Annotated in this window: 14 protein-coding genes; 11 read left to right on the forward strand and 3 right to left on the reverse strand. The window is 46.8% G+C overall.

All coding sequences use genetic code 11. From position 1 onward, the window contains the following. The first annotated feature begins 3 nt into the window (after positions 1–3). Positions 4–378 carry a thiol-disulfide oxidoreductase DCC family protein gene (locus BGP75_RS24180; protein WP_076721477.1) on the forward strand — a complete coding sequence of 125 codons (375 nt, stop codon included), beginning with the start codon at positions 4–6 and terminating at the stop codon, positions 376–378. Between the two features lie 72 nt (positions 379–450). Here the strand turns inward: BGP75_RS24180 and BGP75_RS24185 are convergent, their stop codons facing one another. Next, a complete protein-coding gene (locus tag BGP75_RS24185) occupies positions 451–1,230 on the reverse strand; it encodes a hypothetical protein (protein WP_076721478.1) in 780 nt (259 codons plus the stop codon). Positions 1,231–1,427: 197 nt separating this feature from the next. On the opposite strand from BGP75_RS24185, the gene BGP75_RS24190 reads away from it, so the two are divergent. The 6 genes from BGP75_RS24190 (at position 1,428) to BGP75_RS24215 (ending at position 7,497) form a co-directional block, all read left to right on the forward strand. Further along, positions 1,428–1,793: a hypothetical protein gene (locus BGP75_RS24190; protein ID WP_076721479.1), complete on the forward strand. Its 366-nt coding sequence runs from the start codon at positions 1,428–1,430 to the stop codon at positions 1,791–1,793. A 214-nt stretch (positions 1,794–2,007) separates the two neighbouring features. Then, a complete protein-coding gene (locus BGP75_RS24195) occupies positions 2,008–3,390 on the forward strand; it encodes a DUF3422 family protein (protein WP_083705028.1) in 1,383 nt (460 codons plus the stop codon). Positions 3,391–3,447: 57 nt separating this feature from the next. Then, complete coding sequence (locus BGP75_RS24200) at positions 3,448–3,747, forward strand: BolA family transcriptional regulator (RefSeq protein WP_076721480.1); 300 nt, start codon at positions 3,448–3,450, stop codon at positions 3,745–3,747. 155 nt (positions 3,748–3,902) lie between these two features. After that, the gene (locus tag BGP75_RS24205) at positions 3,903–5,696 is read left to right on the forward strand and encodes an ABC transporter ATP-binding protein (protein WP_076721481.1); all 1,794 of its coding nucleotides are present in this window, start codon (positions 3,903–3,905) and stop codon (positions 5,694–5,696) included. Between the two features lie 40 nt (positions 5,697–5,736). Next, positions 5,737–6,906, forward strand: a complete 1,170-nt coding sequence (locus BGP75_RS24210; protein ID WP_076721482.1) for a phosphatidylserine/phosphatidylglycerophosphate/cardiolipin synthase family protein — start codon at positions 5,737–5,739, stop codon at positions 6,904–6,906. A 96-nt stretch (positions 6,907–7,002) separates the two neighbouring features. After that, the gene (locus BGP75_RS24215) at positions 7,003–7,497 is read left to right on the forward strand and encodes a glycine zipper 2TM domain-containing protein (protein ID WP_076721483.1); all 495 of its coding nucleotides are present in this window, start codon (positions 7,003–7,005) and stop codon (positions 7,495–7,497) included. Positions 7,498–7,599: 102 nt separating this feature from the next. Here BGP75_RS24215 and BGP75_RS24220 read toward each other — a convergent pair whose 3' ends face one another. Continuing rightward, positions 7,600–8,205, reverse strand: coding sequence for a YecA family protein (locus BGP75_RS24220; RefSeq protein ID WP_076721484.1), 606 nt, complete (start codon positions 8,203–8,205; stop codon positions 7,600–7,602). A 217-nt stretch (positions 8,206–8,422) separates the two neighbouring features. On the opposite strand from BGP75_RS24220, the gene recQ reads away from it, so the two are divergent. The 3 genes from recQ (at position 8,423) to BGP75_RS24235 (ending at position 12,463) form a co-directional block, all read left to right on the forward strand. After that, entirely contained in the window at positions 8,423–10,561 is a 2,139-nt protein-coding gene (recQ, locus tag BGP75_RS24225; RefSeq protein WP_076721485.1) for a DNA helicase RecQ, read from the forward strand. 197 nt (positions 10,562–10,758) lie between these two features. Beyond that, positions 10,759–11,238 carry a YqaA family protein gene (locus BGP75_RS24230; protein WP_076721486.1) on the forward strand — a complete coding sequence of 160 codons (480 nt, stop codon included), beginning with the start codon at positions 10,759–10,761 and terminating at the stop codon, positions 11,236–11,238. Between the two features lie 262 nt (positions 11,239–11,500). After that, complete coding sequence (locus tag BGP75_RS24235; RefSeq protein WP_076721830.1) at positions 11,501–12,463, forward strand: TAXI family TRAP transporter solute-binding subunit; 963 nt, start codon at positions 11,501–11,503, stop codon at positions 12,461–12,463. 8 nt (positions 12,464–12,471) lie between these two features. On the opposite strand, the gene BGP75_RS24240 is transcribed toward BGP75_RS24235, so the two are convergent. Next, complete coding sequence (locus BGP75_RS24240) at positions 12,472–14,169, reverse strand: ATP-binding protein (protein ID WP_076721487.1); 1,698 nt, start codon at positions 14,167–14,169, stop codon at positions 12,472–12,474. Between the two features lie 488 nt (positions 14,170–14,657). On the opposite strand from BGP75_RS24240, the gene BGP75_RS24245 reads away from it, so the two are divergent. Further along, entirely contained in the window at positions 14,658–15,152 is a 495-nt protein-coding gene (locus BGP75_RS24245; protein ID WP_076721488.1) for a universal stress protein, read from the forward strand. The last annotated feature ends 7 nt before the right edge of the window (positions 15,153–15,159 follow it).

The raw sequence follows: 15,159 nt of genomic DNA on the forward strand, positions 1-15,159 counted from the left end.
ATTATGAAACGGTCAGAAGAGAAACTTACTGTTTTTTACGATGGTTCATGTCCTCGCTGTATCAGAGACCGGGAACGTTACAGCGCCTTGGCGGGGAAGAGTCGTTCCGATATATGCTGGCTGGATATCAATGGCCGTGATGAGGAGCTTCAGAAGCTGGGAATTGACCCCAAGCGTGCATTGCTTGAATTGCATGTTCAGGCGCCGGGAGAACGAATTTATTCGGAGCTGGATGCATATATTCTGCTAATGAATCGAGTTCCTGTGCTAAAGGGGCTTGCCTGGTTTGTTGGTTTACCTGTCGTTCAACCTATTCTCTCCAGATTATATCGTTGGTCTGTTGTCAGGCGGCTCAAAAAGCAAGGGCGCTTGGAGTAGGTCGTGCCAATGATTTGGTCCTCATGTACTTTGTTTGGTATGAAAGGCCAGTCTGTCTGTCTGATTGCTTGGTTATGGCGTTGAAGTGGTGATAAGGTCTGACTTTTCTGCAGCATCGATAGTGGTTTTAAAAGAACCGCTGCGGACCTTTCTTGGTTGTAATAACCTTGGTCGTGGTCGTGCACTTGGTTGGCTTTCTATCATTGGAACAAAACTACATATGGGCTGAGTGTCATGCAGCAGCCATAGCCGGTTATTTCGCGAGTGAACTTTCCATTGATCTGGTTTCTCGATCAAAGCCAGCAAAACCCCTGTGGGGTCAGAACTTAAGGGAATCGAGGGTAATTGCTGAGCGTTCTGTTCTCTTATTTCAAACCGTAGTTGCTGAAATTGCTTGTTAGCTAATAGCCTGCAGCAATCATGCAGCACCCAAAACTCCGGCGGTTGAATGACAGGTTCCAGTGGGCCAAGAAATGATGGCGATATAATTGCCTGTTCTTTTGCAAAGAACTTGCGAATATTTACATCTGTGACAGTTCGGAAAAAACTATTGTCTCGGGCATTTCCTTGAAAATCAATGGATTCCAGACTCTTTACAATGTACTCCAGATTGAATTGGCCCGCCTTAATAAAATTCCATGCTGGTTCTACACTCTGTCTTGAGCCGATACTGTATTTTACCGCATCCTTGCCGTTACGGACCTGCTGATTAAGCAGAGTGATGATCAGGTGATTGGATTGAAAATCTATCAGCGTATCCGGTTTCTCTACAAAACAATAGGAGGACTCTCGGCGACAGAAGTTAATCCATTGCTCTCTGGTGTCAAGGCTGGGTATGATTCTTATGATCATCGGTCGCTAGGTATCTGTTTCGTCGTCTGTCTATGTTGCTGATATGTTGATAAAAGCCTGTATGGCATGAAAACATCCATATCATGCATAGTCGATTGATGTGCAGTGGCGCAACTCGAATTACACATTCAGCAGAATTGAAAACCACCGGCTAAGACGGTATTTCAACGTAGAGCTAATAGCAACAGGAAATGAAGATGAAACTGATAAATCGGACAGCTGTTTCTGTGTTACCCAAACAGCCCTACGTGGACTGGGTAAATCAGCTGGATAGCAGCCTCACGGGTCTTGACCGGCCGATGACCTTGCTGGACCAGCTTAAAGAGGGTCGTATCTATTTGCTGGCCGAAAGGGAAAGAGTGGAAGAAGTGCAGGTTCTGCTTGAGGATGGCTGGATGAATATCTTCAAGAATGAGCTGGGAGCCTGGGACGAGTTTGAAGATGACTGGCCCAAGCCTTTAACTCGTGAGTTATTTGATTGTTGGTTTGAAGTTGCGGCTCAGGTACTGGTTTTTGATTTACACTCAGAGCCTCTGATGGTTGCTGAGCTGGATGATTGTTAGGGCTCGAACTGTTATGTCTGGAGCGATCATTCATTCTTCCTTGAGATTTGGTCCCAAAATAGACCCACAGGTGCCATAGGTTTTTGTTGCACTTCATGATACAAAGGTCGAATAACTGTGTGTGATTAACTAAGTGCCTTTAATTAATGTGCCTTCCTGAGGCTGGTATCCTTTGAAGAAACAGGGACTGATAAGTTCCTGATTTGGAACACCGATGACAACTAATTTGAACCCCTCTGCAAACCTGACTAACTTTCCGGAATCTTTGCCTGATAGTCCTGACAGGCGTCAACAACATATTTTAACCAAGTTGGATGTGCACCCAATCCGGGAGACCTTGTATAACGAGTTGCATAACCGGCCCTTTCATTTATTGAATAGTCCGGCCCAGCTGACACACATTGCTGTTCAGCATGAAGGGAAATTGAGAGAGGATGAGCATCTTTTTCTCAGTGCTTTGTGTGATCGCTATCAGATCTGCGCGCCAGCCCGGACGATGCCCTGTTATCATCAGGATTTTGGTCTTTTCAGCCTTCGCTGGGAAAGACATCTGGAGTTCTCGACCTACACCTTTATCCACGAATCTCCGTTAAGCGGTCAGCCATTCGAGAAAAATGCCATCGATTATGTACCTGCTCAGTGGTTGGAGCAGTTGCCGGGAAAAGTAGTGGCGGCACTGCATCTGGTGGTGGAAAAGCGACACCACCAGGAAGAACCCGATGTCATGGTTGTGCGGGACTATTTCGACAACCTGCGTATGGTTGGCAGTCAGCCCGCAGAAGGTGGTGCCAAAGTATGGACTACATTCCGACTGCATGATGATGGTTTTGGGCGATTTCTGGTATACGATCGGGGTTTAACCGATTCTCAGTTGGGTCGGCTGGTTCAGCGTCTACTTGAGTTGGAAACTTATCGATTAATGGCAACGCTGGGGTTGCCTACTGCTCAGGAAATTAATGCAGATCTGAATGGTCTTGAAAATCAGCTTAAGGATCTTACGGCGCAAATTGCAGCGTTGGAGGAAGGCGTCAGTGACAGGGATTTGTTGGCAGAAGTATCCTCGATGGCTGCCAGAGTGGAAGCCTTTCGAGCGCAAAGCAATTACCGATTTGCGGCGACAGCAGCGTACTACAATGTGGTGCTGCAAAGAATGGAAGTGCTCAAGGAAAAGGAGGTGGCCGGGCATTTGACGATCAGTGAATTTTTAACTCGTCGTTTGACGCCGGCTGTTAGAACATGCCAGACGGTTTCCTCTCGTCTGGAGGATATTTCCCGTCGGGTGACGCGGGCGAGCGAGTTGTTGCGTACTCGTGTGGAGATGGTTGTTCAGGAGCAGAACCAGCTGTTGCTTAGCTCAATGAACAAGCGTGCCAATGTTCAACTGAGGATGCAACAAACGGTAGAAGGGCTGTCAGTTGCTGCAATTAGTTATTACAGTATTGGTTTGGTCAAATACACCGTGGATTCTTTGAAAGGCCTTGGTGTCAAATTTGACAAGGATCTGGTTATGGGCGCTGCGGTTCCTGTAGTCATCTTTTCTGTTTTTATGGGTACCAGATACATCCATAAGCGTCTGTTCAAGGATGTTGATCACTAAATTTATAGGTTTTGGGCTTAGAGCCTGTCTGAACTTTTAGAAAAGAGATTAATAATTATGCAAGCGGTCATTGAAAAAAAGTTGAATAATGGTTTGTCCATAGAACAGCTTAGCATTGTCAACGAGAGTCATATGCATGCAGGTCCTGCAACAGACAGTCATTTTAAGTTAACAGTGGTGTCGGAAGATTTTGCAGGGAAACGTCCAGTCGCAAGACATCAGGTGATTTATGGACTGTTAGCAGATGAGCTTGCCGGTCCGGTTCATGCTTTGGTCCTGCACCTTTTTACCCCAGAGGAGTGGGAAGCTAAAAACCAGGTTGTACCTGATTCTCCAAAATGCAGTGGTAATCGTTGAAACATTGCCTTTTGTTTCTATGTTTCTCAAATAGATCAAGCCAGTTTAATTTCCTCTGAATCGGCAGGAGTGCAGCCGTTTTGATCGACTGGTTGCATCAAGCTTATGGTTCGGGGCTATTCTTCTAATTAAGTACTCAGGCAAAGAGGTCTCGTTTGAATACACCGGAGCCGATTCGCTACGACTGGCAGTATATTTTCCAGACCGCACGAGAGCACCGTCGTGAGCTGATTATCGCAAATCTGATTGCTGTAATGGCTACCTTGGCAGCGGTGCCTGTTCCTCTTTTAATGCCCTTGTTGGTCGATGAAGTGTTACTCGGTAATCCAGATGTTGTTGTGAACAGTCTCAACAGCTGGACACCGGAGAGCTGGCACGGGCCCTGGTTATATGTTTTTGCTGTCTTTTTGTTAACGGTGATATTGAGGTTACTGTCTCTGGTTATGAATGTATGGCAGGGACGTCAGTTCACAGTGATCTCAAAGGATATTATTTTCCGTATTCGAAGGGGGATGTTGCAGCGGTTGCAACGGATTTCCATGTCTGAGTACGAAACCTTGGGCAGTGGCTCAGTGACATCCCATTTTGTTACTGATTTGGATACTGTGGATCGTTTTGTCGGTGAATCTGTCAGTAAACTACTGGTCGCAGCGTTCAGTATTCTGGGTACGGCCATAGTCTTATTATGGCTGCATTGGCCATTGGCGCTTTTTATTTTGTTGATGAACCCATTGGTTATCTACATTACAACGATTATCGGTAAGCAGGTAAAACGACTCAAAAATGAGGAAAACAGTGCTTTTGAGATCTTTCAGGGTGCTCTGACTGAAACCTTAGAGGCCATTCAGCAAATCCGGTCCTGTAACCGCGAGAAGTATTACTTGTCCAAGCTGATCGGCAGTGCCAAAGAAGTGCAAATTCGTTCTGCTTCTTTTCAATGGCGATCCGATGCTGCCAATCGTCTGAGTTTTATGGTTTTTCTGGTAGGTTTCGATTTATTTAGAGCCATATCCATGATGATGGTGCTGCTGTCTGATCTCAGTGTTGGTCAGATGATCGCTGTTTTCGGTTACCTCTGGTTTATGATGGCTCCGGTTCAGGAGTTGTTAGGGATGCAATACGCTTTTTATGCTGCTGATGGAGCACTTGGCCGAATAAATCGATTGTTGGATTTGCATGAAGAGCCTCATTATCCTTGTCTTGAAAATCCCTTTGAAGGTAAGCGCACAGTAGCCGTACGAATGGAAGCAGTGCATTTTGCTTATAAGCCTGAGCAAAGCATTCTGAATGGTATCAGTATCGATATTGCTGCAGGGGAGAAAATTGCACTTGTTGGTGCCAGTGGCGGGGGAAAATCGACACTGGTTCAGGTTTTGCTGGGATTGTATCCAGCACAACAAGGAAAAATCAGTTTTGACGGTGTGCCCGTTGATAGAATTGGTCTGGAAGTTGTCCGGGAAAATGTTGCTACTGTGCTACAGCATCCAGCACTTTTTAACGGCACCATTCGTAGCAATTTGACGTTGGGGCGGGAGTATTCAGAAGAACAGCTATGGAGGGCATTGGAAGTGGCCCAGTTAAGACGCTTTGTCGAATGCGCGCCTCAGGGACTGGATACCCGAGTCGGGCGACAGGGGGTGCGTCTGTCTGGAGGGCAGCGTCAGCGTCTGGCTGTTGCTCGCATGATTCTCAGTGAGCCCAAAGTGGTGATTCTGGATGAAGCCACCTCAGCTTTGGATACTGAGACAGAAGCTGCTTTGCACCGGGCGCTCAATAACTTTCTGTCAGATCGCACCACAATTATCGTTGCCCACCGGCTAAGCGCTGTGAAACAAGCAGATCATGTTTACGTTTTTGAAGATGGGCAAGTTATTGAACAGGGAAGTCATCAGGATCTTCTCGCGGAAAACGGGCTCTATGCCAAACTGTATGGTGAATGGCAGCACTGATAGATGTGATCAATCGCATTGATGATTTTGGGAGCTTTTCTTGACTAAACGAACTCGTTGGTACTGGCATCAGGGAAACACTTCAGAATTACTGATTGATGGGCAGCAGTACTTTTCAGTCATGCTGGATGCTATCGAATGTGCGAAAGCTTCTGTACTGCTGGAATTTTATTTTGTCAGTTCAGGTGAGGTTATGGATCGTTTCATAGCCGCAATGAGTAATGCAGCTTCTCGCGGTGTATGCGTCAGAATGCTGATTGATGCTGTTGGCTCTCGAGGACTGTCGTTGAAAGACAGAAAAAGACTCTTTGAAGCCGGGGTTGGGTTGAGGATCTACAATCCCATTAAACTGCGTAAATGGAATCGGAATTTTGCCAGAGACCATCGTAAGTTGCTCTTAGTCGATGGGCGTGTTGCATTTATTGGTGGGACTGGTCTGGCCGATGAATTTCTTGCTGACACAAAGGCGGCTCTTCCCTGGCATGAATTTATGTTAAAGGTGGAAGGGCCTGTTCTACAGGACTGGCTTCGTCTATTTCAGGAGAACTGGTTCCATTGCACTGGAGAAGCGTTATCGATCAGTACTATTCCTGACCTCTCTGAGTTTTCCCGGGCTGATGGTGATACTGCGCTGGAGCCTGAACCCAGTGGCGAAGCAGAGATGAAAGTTGCGACCACCGAGGGCGTTCATCAGCAGGAGATCAAGGTTGATTTTCGCCGTCAGATAAATGCTGCGCACACCCGAGTGTGGTTGGTCACTGCCTACTTCCTCCCTTCCTGGTCGATACGTCGGGCATTGCAAAATGCCGCCCAGCGAGGCGTTGATGTCAGGTTGCTGTTACCAGGACCGCTGATCGATCATTCGGGGATCTATCACGCAGCTCGTCGTTATTATAAGCGTCTGCTGGTTGCTGGTGTAAGAATCTACGAATACCAACCAAGATTTATTCATGCAAAGTTGGGGGTGTGCGATAATTGGGTATCAATAGGTTCATGTAACCTTGATCACTGGAATCTTCGTTGGAACCTTGAGGCGAATCAGGAAGTCATAGACACTAAGCTAACTGATCAAGTGTGCAGTGCTATTCTTAGCGATTTAGAGCAGAGTGATGAAATTACTCTGGAATACTGGCAACAACGCCCATGGTACCAGCGTAGCTGGGGATTTGTATGGGGTTATATCAACTCTCTTTTACTGAGGTTGGTTTAGGAATTGATAGAGTTTTGGCTCATCGAAGATGGGTTTGGGGCGTGTCAGTAATGAACAGCCTGGCTCAGCAAGCTCTTGATTTTATGGAGAATCTTAATGAATAAATTAACAGGTATAGCGGTGATTCTGCTATTGCTTACCGGTTGTGCCTCTTCGTTAGATGGTAAGACGTATTCTAGGGACCAGGCTCGACGAGTCCAGACGGTCCAGTTTGGTACCATCGAGGCGATCATGGATGTGGTTATCGAAGGTGAACGGGGTGGCGTGAGTAAAGTTGCCGGTGGGATTGTCGGTGGAATTGCAGGAAGCGGTATGGGAGGCGGTAAAGGGAAAGAGCTTACTACTGTTCTAGGTGTTATTGCTGGTGCGGTTGCAGGTGGAGCGATTGAGGAAAAGGCCACTCGTGCCAACGCTTGGGATATCACCGTACGAATGGACCGTGGAAGGCTTGTGTCTATCGTGCAGGAACGCTCTGATGCCGATCAGTTTAGAGTAGGGGATCGTGTGCGCATACTCAAAATTGATGGTGTTACACGGGTATCACCCTGGACGGGTGCTGACCATGATGTGGATGCAGAAATCACCATGTAATCAAATTACCAGCCTGATTTATAGCGCTGCTGTTATGAGGCGGTACTCTGCCCAAACAGCATGAACGCGGATCGTTTCTGTCCGCGTCCATGCTGTTTTGATCTACCTGTTTTTTTTCCTATCCTTGGTGACAGTTTTTTCTTCCGGTAGCCGAAAATGTAAATAAAGGTCTGTGATCAGATCAGGAATTTCTTCGCAGAATTGTTGGCAAAGCTTCTTGTCTTTTCGCATTGCTTCAAATTCGGGTTCATCAAATAGTTCTGATGCCATCATAATCGGGAGCATCATTTCCGCTACTTGTTCTTCATTGTGATCGAACCATTCGGATTCCCGCAGAAATACTCCTTCCATAAACCCTTGAGCCCATACAGTTAACGACTCTTCCTCATCTTCCAAGGTCAGATCACAGGGCAGCTCTGGCGCTTCTTCATTATTTAATTCATCGCAAAGTGCCAAGTATTCACGATTCAGTAAGCTTTGAATACGTTGTTGTTGAGCTTCATCGGCATAACCGGGCGCTCCATCAAAAACCACATCAAGCCATTCTTCTTCAGGAACCGAGACCGGTGAGACTGCTAATGCTGTCAGTAATCCGTGAAGGCCTAAATAGTCGAGAGAGTCCTCTGATACTGCCGGAGAAAAGATAAAACTTTCGAGCTCATCGATTTCAGATTCATCCAAAGGAGTTTTATCGACATTGTGTATCATAGGAAGAGCGCTCTTGGATTGACTAATGCAATGACTATAGAAAAAGAATGAGTTGTTAATCTCAGAGTACCCTGAGGGTAATCAGTTCGTTAATAACTGATCAACAACAACCACGCTGTAAATGGGAGCATTGTATACCCTGATTTGCTCACAGAACAGATGATTTATCGCTAATCAATGATGACAGTCTGGCTAGGATCATTGATAATGCTCCGCCATGTTAGAACAAGCCTTGCAGCGACTACGAACCACTTTTGGTTACGATGGTTTTCGCCCCCCTCAAGATCAAGTCATCAGTGCTCTTTTAACAGGGCAGGATGCGCTGGTTCTAATGCCCACTGGTGGTGGAAAATCACTCTGCTATCAGTTGCCTGCTCTGTTGCTGCAGGGAACCGGGCTGGTGGTCTCGCCGCTTATCGCTCTGATGCAGGATCAGGTTCAGGCACTGTTACAACTGGGTATTCGAGCGGCATATCTCAATTCGACGCTAAACCCGGAGCAGTTACGTCAAACTGAAGATCAGCTTCGTAATGGTGAGCTTGATTTATTGTATATTGCTCCAGAAAGGTTACTCCAGCCGCGAACACTGGGTTTGCTGGAAAGCTGTTCAATTTCGCTGTTTGCAATAGATGAAGCGCATTGTGTTTCCCAGTGGGGGCACGATTTTCGGCCGGAATACCTGCAGCTTTCAGTGCTTCATGAGCGTTTTCCTCAGGTTCCCCGAATTGCTTTGACCGCAACAGCTGACCAGCGCACGCGACAGGAAATTATTCAGCGCCTGGCGCTTGAGCAAGCAGCAGTATATACCCGAGGTTTTGATCGGCCTAACATCCGCTATCATATAGGTCCTAAGCAAAATGCCCGTCAGCAGCTTCTGAAGTTTTTGAAGCGAGATCATCAGGGAGATGCTGGTATCGTCTACTGCCTGTCTCGCAAGAAGGTAGACGAAACTGCCAGCTGGCTGTGCCAACAAGGATGGAATGCCTTGCCATACCACGCCGGACTGCCAGCAGAGCTCAGAGCCCATAACCAGCATCGTTTTCTCACCGAAGAGTCAGTCATTATCGTCGCTACAATTGCATTTGGGATGGGTATAGACAAGCCAAATGTGCGCTTTGTCGCTCACTTGGATCTGCCTAAAAGCATTGAGGCCTATTATCAGGAGACCGGTCGAGCGGGCAGGGATGGCGAGCCTGCTGATGCCTGGATGGTCTATGGATTGCAAGACGTCATATTCCTGCGTCAGATGCTTGAAAGTTCCGATGCTGCTGATCTGCAGAAGCAGATTGAGCGACAGCGTTTGGAAGCGATGCTGGGACTGTGCGAAATAACCAGCTGTCGGCGCCAATCCTTACTGAGCTATTTTGGCGAGCAGGAGCATGATGCCTGTGGTAACTGTGACACCTGTTTGAGTCCCGTTGATACCTGGGATGGCACGGAGGCTGCGCGGAAAGCGCTTTCAACGGTTTATCGGACCGGACAGCGATTTGGGGTGGGTCATGTGATCGAGGTGTTACTGGGTAAAGTAAACGATAAAATTGAGCAATACCAGCATCAGCAGCTCAGTACCTTCGGGATTGGCCAGGAGCTATCACAAAAGGAGTGGCGCTCACTTTTTCGTCAGCTTGTTGCTCGCGGGTTGCTTGAAGTAGACATGGATGGTTATGGGGTCTTAAAACTGGCCGAATCCTGTCGTCCCATTCTCAAGGGTGAGCAGAAATTACAGCTTCGAAGAGATCCTGTTGAGCCTGCGGCAACAAAGCGGAAATTGCGGGTCTCTTCCCAGCAACGTTTCCGTGGTGAGGATTTACAGCTATGGGAAGACTTGCGTAAGTTGAGACGATCTTTGGCTGATGAACAGGATGTGCCGCCTTATGTGATTTTTCACGACGCAACATTAATGGAGATGGTGGAAAACCGTCCAACCAGTATGACATCCCTTAGTCAAATCAGCGGAATAGGGCGTCGGAAGCTGGAGCTTTACGGAAATGCGTTTGTTGAGTTGCTAAGTCAGTCGGAGACTCCGCCTGAAGTAAGTTCTGTTCATTTGCGCTCAGAATGCGTAACTCTGGCAAAAGCAGGGATGAGTGTTGAGCAGGTTGCCAGGCAGAGGCAAATCAGTAAGGAGCAGGCTTACAGTTACCTGGCGTCAGCAATCAAGGATGATGAAGTTTGTTTTGATGAAGTGATCGAGTTGGATGGCAAGGGGTATGGGTCTATTGAGCAGGCGATACTGGCCCCTGAGTCTGATAAAGCATTATCGCTACAGTCGTTACACGACTTGTTGGATGGGGCATACCCGTTAGGGTTGTTGCGCTGTATGAAAGTCGAGCTAAAACGACAAGGTCGATTATAGCGTTAATCATGAATCACTTTTGTGATCATTGCTTCTCCAGCAGGGCTCTAAATGATCAACGGCCTATCTGACCCGGAAAGTCCCTTGCTGTATCTGTTGTTGAATGGCCGCAAATTTATTGATCCCCGATTTATAGTATTGAGAGGTCTGAAATTGGTGGTTCTAAGTATGCCAGGGTCCCCAGGTCCTGATTCCATATGATTGAAGATTTTTTGGTTCGGAATGAGTTGGGCTCATGGATTGATTTATTCCATTGGGGGGATTCTGAGCTCTGGATCTTGTTTGGTAGTGGGTTTATTGCCTCGACATTGCTGCCAGGGGGATCTGAGCTGTACCTGGGCTTTCTTATCGCGAAAGGAGAACATCCATTCTGGCTTCCTGTTATGGTGGCTACGGCCGGTAATACTCTGGGCGGTTTGTTGACCTGGGGGATGGGGTATGGCGTGAGTCATTATTTTCCATTAAAGCAACTGAGCCCTCGGCAGAGTCAGGCCCGAAACTGGCTTCAGTCTCGTGGCTATCCCGCCTTGTTATTGTCCTGGTTGCCGGTGATTGGTGATCCATTGTGTATGCTGAGTGGGTGGCTGAAAATGAATTTCTGGTGCTGCGCGCTGTTGATTCTGGTCGGAAAGGCTTCTCGTTATTTTCTGGTATCTGTCGGAGTAAGCCTGTACTAAAGACCGGAGAATAGGTTTCTTTGAGCTGAACGCTTCAAATGTCATCTTGGCCGCACAGCAATCTGCAAAAAGTGCAGTGGGCTTGTTTTGCAGTTTTTCTGATACTGTTTGCCAAAACCTGTTTTTATACCTGTTTTGTGAAAAGTCGCTTCTGATTGCCGGTGCTGGTATAAGTAAGTCTCTATATTGATTGATCCTTTGTTTGATTTTGTGGGAAGGAGTGATGCCAAAGACCCAGTTTACTTGGTGTTTTTCTATCTTGATGATGAGATTGGTATTATTGGCCAGTCTTGTCGGCATAGCGCGAGTCAGTAGCGCTGAAAGCAGCATTGTTACCCTCGGGACTGGAGGCTTTACGGGGGTATATTACCCGGCAGGAGGTGCTATCTGTCGCTTGGTTAATAATGAACGATCTCTGCATGGCATACGCTGTTCCGTCGAAAGTACCGGAGGCTCGGTGGATAATCTGCAACGAGTCCGGGACGGGGATCTTGATCTTGGAATCGCACAGTCGGATTGGATACATCATGCCTATCAGGGGAGTGATTTGTTTAAATCAGCAGGCCCCGATACTGAGTTGCGAGCTTTGTTTTATCTTTATCCTGAATACTTCACCATGATTGCACGTGCTGACAGTGGTATTAAAAGCTTCGACCAGCTTTTGGGTAAAAGAGTCAATGTTGGCGCCAGAGGATCCGGCCAACGGGCAACACTGGATGTGTTGATGCGTCTTTATCAATGGGATAATTCAGTTTTCTCAGAGGCACTGGAGCTTGATCCGGCAGAGCAGGCCAGTGCGCTCTGTAATAATCGTATCGATGTCATGATTTACACCCTGGGGCACCCAAGTGGGGCAACCAAGGAAGTAACCCGGGAATGTGAAAGTCGGTTAATCGCTCTTACCGGCAAGCCCCTTAAAGAGTTGATTGCTAAAAATTCGTTTTATCACCGGGCGATTATTCCCGGAGGATTGTATCGGGGTAATAGGGAAGCGACCCCAACTCTCGGTGTTATGGCTACATTTTTTACAACGTCTGAAATGAGCGATGATACCGTCTATTCACTGGTTAAGTCGGTATTTGAAAATTTCCAACGTTTTCGGGAGCTGCATCCGGTCTTTGCTGATCTAGATAAGGAGGCAATGGTTGCTGGTAAGTTTTCCATTCCTGTTCATCCTGGTGCTTTGCGTTACTACAGAGAATCAGGTCTGCTAAAGGAGCCGTGAATGGTCTGTTAATCTTTTGTTACCGGGTTTGCTGGTAAATCCAGAATAAAACATGCGCCTTTTCTTGTTTCTTGCTGACAGTAAATTTCACCTTGCAGTAGCTGGGTTACCAGGTTAAACGCTATGTGCATCCCTAATCCACTGCAGCCCTGGTTTCTCTTGGTGGTAACAAATGGCTCGAATAGTTTTCGTTCAAACCCGAATGGGATACCAGAGCCGTTGTCACGGTAACAAAGCCTGATGGAGTCACCTTTGCGGGTAACGTCTATATCGATAACCCCTTTATCGGTACCTTCGAATCCGTGGATAAGAGAGTTGAATATAAGATTGGTAATAATTTGATAGTAACAGCCCGGATAGCTGTCCATCATTAGGTCATCAGGACAGTTTATATTGATCAGATGCCGGGTTTTTTTTAGTTTTGGTTTTAAAGAAAGCAGTATTTCCTGAAGGTAGTCTTTTAGATTAAATGATCGGCGTTGCTCGCTGGATTGGTCTACGGAAACTAATTTAAATGCACTGATCAACTGGGCTGCCCGCTCAAGATTCTGCTCTATCAGTTGACTGCTTTCTAAGGCAAGCTCGATGATCTGACGGTCCGCATCTCGTTCTGCAGCTAGGGTTGTGAGTCTTTCGATCAGGCTTTCTTGGCTGGATTGTCGCTGTTCAACCGGGTATTGATTGTCCTGTTCTGTCGAATGGGTTGTTGCGTTATCAGTTTTCATACTGTCTAGATGGTCGCGCGCTTTTTTCTCCAAAAAGGAGGCGGCAGTAAAACCAATACCGATAGGGGTGTTTATCTCATGGGCAACGCCTGCAACGAGACCGCCCAAGGCAGCCATTTTCTCTGATTCGATCAGCCGTTCCTGTGTTTTTCTTAGCTTATTCAGGGTTGCTCGAAGATCAGTGTTTGCTTTTTCCAGTTCCTCCGTTCGCTGTGTTACCCGTTGCTCCAATTCTGCATTCAGTTTAGCCAGGGCCTGTTCGGCTTCTTCACGGAGTTGAATGTCCTCCAGCATTGATTCTCGCATTTCATTCATGGCATGAATAACCTGATGAAGTTCATCGTCTTCGGCGGGTCTTTTACGATGAATTTTAAGAGGTGTCTCCAGTCTGTCTAATTTGAGGCGCCGGGCGTATTTCGCCATTGTTCCAAGGTGTTGGGTGACCAGTCGGTGAAAAATAAACAGAATGAAAATAGACACCAGAAAGGTCTTTATGCCTTGCGTGGTGAGAATAACAAGTACCCGATCTTCCAGTCGTTTATAGATTTGTTCGAGGCTGATGGTGAGTCTGAAAGTCCCCAGGGGATATATTTTTCCTTCATCGGTTAGTTGCTGCAGGGGGTAGCTGTGGTGAACTGTTCGTTGGTTTTCCGGTGGTTCGCCAGCAGAGAAGTGTTCGCCAAACGGAGTGTCTAACTCCAGATATATCACATCGGGAAGCTGCTTAAGTCCTTCAAGCTGGACTTGAATCTGTTCAGGGTTAATTTCCCATAGGCTGCTGGTTAAGCTGTCCAGTGAGCTGGCTTCAATCTGTTGGACGCGTTCATCTATGGCGGAGAGTTCGTATCGATAATCCAGATAGAGTTGAGTTGCTGTGGCAATCAGAGTAATTGCAGAGCTGCATAGCACAATCGCGGTCAATAAGCGCACGCCAAGAGGGTTTTGTTGTCTGTAGCTATTCAGAGTTTTAAATAGATTCATCGCAGAGTTTTAAATAATTCATCGGTGCTTATTTTGTCATGACGTTGGTGTTTGTCAGATGAGCTGATATTAACTGATCCTAGCGGGAAAATCGTCAGCACCAGGTTGTTTGTTCGAGCGTTCATCTTGCTGGCTTGAGGTTGGTTGTGGCCTGTGATGCTCAGTTATAGCTCCAAAAACCCCTGAAATCGCGGTTATTAAGACGGTTGGCACGATGGGAGGTAACATTGGCGCGAATGGCGTCTGTGAAGAGGCGGCGACTTATATATCCTTCAAACACTAAAATTGAAATTGAATCAAGGCAACTAAAAAATTATTGGCCATAAAAAATATTTCTGAGTTTTGTAGTTAACGGGCTACTTGGTTTTTTGAGACAGCCCTGAAAAACCATGAGTAATATTTTCAGGTTGGTAGGTTTAATCCGATGCACTTGTTACTGCAAATAATCATAAAAACAACAAAGACTATTATGTCGACGAGGATTGATCATGTTTAGCAGAATACTGGTTCCGATAGATCTTGAAGAACCTGCTTTTTCTGATGGTGCTTTACGTCTTGCAATGAAAGATGTGCATGATTCAGCTGCAGAGTTGCATTTGCTGACGATTGTACCTGGTTGTAACACTCCTTTAGTGACTTCATATTTTCATCAGGCGGCAATTAAAAAAGCCACAAGCAATGCCATTGTTGAGTTGAAGCGGTTTGCTGACAGCCGCATTCCTGATTCCGTGCCGGTTTCTCTCAGCGTCCAGGACGGAGCGCCAGCAGAGCAGATTTTAAAGAAGGCCCGGGATATGGAGGCTGATCTGATCATCATGGCGGCCCATAACCGAGGAGGAATTGATGGTGATGAAATGGGGTCAACTTCCTCCAAGGTTGTAGCAAAAGCCCGTTGCTCCGTTGTGGTTTTACGCGCTGACTCAGCTGATAGTTGCTTTGATTATCGAGCGACAGAGCAGGCGTTGAATATGGGGGTGTCTTGAGGCCTCC

This window comes from Motiliproteus sp. MSK22-1, from assembly GCF_001968815.1.
GTDB lineage: Bacteria > Pseudomonadota > Gammaproteobacteria > Pseudomonadales > Balneatricaceae > Motiliproteus.

Excerpts from the sequence above, each read along its gene's own strand:
- BGP75_RS24180 (WP_076721477.1), top strand. The coding sequence starts at position 4 with ATGAAACGGTCAGAAGAGAAACTTACTGTTTTTTACGATGGTTCATGT.
- BGP75_RS24185 (WP_076721478.1), bottom strand. The coding sequence starts at position 1,230 with ATGATCATAAGAATCATACCCAGCCTTGACACCAGAGAGCAATGGATT.
- BGP75_RS24190 (WP_076721479.1), top strand. The coding sequence starts at position 1,428 with ATGAAACTGATAAATCGGACAGCTGTTTCTGTGTTACCCAAACAGCCC.
- BGP75_RS24195 (WP_083705028.1), top strand. The coding sequence starts at position 2,008 with ATGACAACTAATTTGAACCCCTCTGCAAACCTGACTAACTTTCCGGAA.
- BGP75_RS24200 (WP_076721480.1), top strand. The coding sequence starts at position 3,448 with ATGCAAGCGGTCATTGAAAAAAAGTTGAATAATGGTTTGTCCATAGAA.
- BGP75_RS24215 (WP_076721483.1), top strand. The coding sequence starts at position 7,003 with ATGAATAAATTAACAGGTATAGCGGTGATTCTGCTATTGCTTACCGGT.
- BGP75_RS24220 (WP_076721484.1), bottom strand. The coding sequence starts at position 8,205 with ATGATACACAATGTCGATAAAACTCCTTTGGATGAATCTGAAATCGAT.
- recQ (WP_076721485.1), top strand. The coding sequence starts at position 8,423 with ATGTTAGAACAAGCCTTGCAGCGACTACGAACCACTTTTGGTTACGAT.
- BGP75_RS24230 (WP_076721486.1), top strand. The coding sequence starts at position 10,759 with ATGATTGAAGATTTTTTGGTTCGGAATGAGTTGGGCTCATGGATTGAT.
- BGP75_RS24235 (WP_076721830.1), top strand. The coding sequence starts at position 11,501 with ATGATGAGATTGGTATTATTGGCCAGTCTTGTCGGCATAGCGCGAGTC.
- BGP75_RS24240 (WP_076721487.1), bottom strand. The coding sequence starts at position 14,169 with ATGAATCTATTTAAAACTCTGAATAGCTACAGACAACAAAACCCTCTT.
- BGP75_RS24245 (WP_076721488.1), top strand. The coding sequence starts at position 14,658 with ATGTTTAGCAGAATACTGGTTCCGATAGATCTTGAAGAACCTGCTTTT.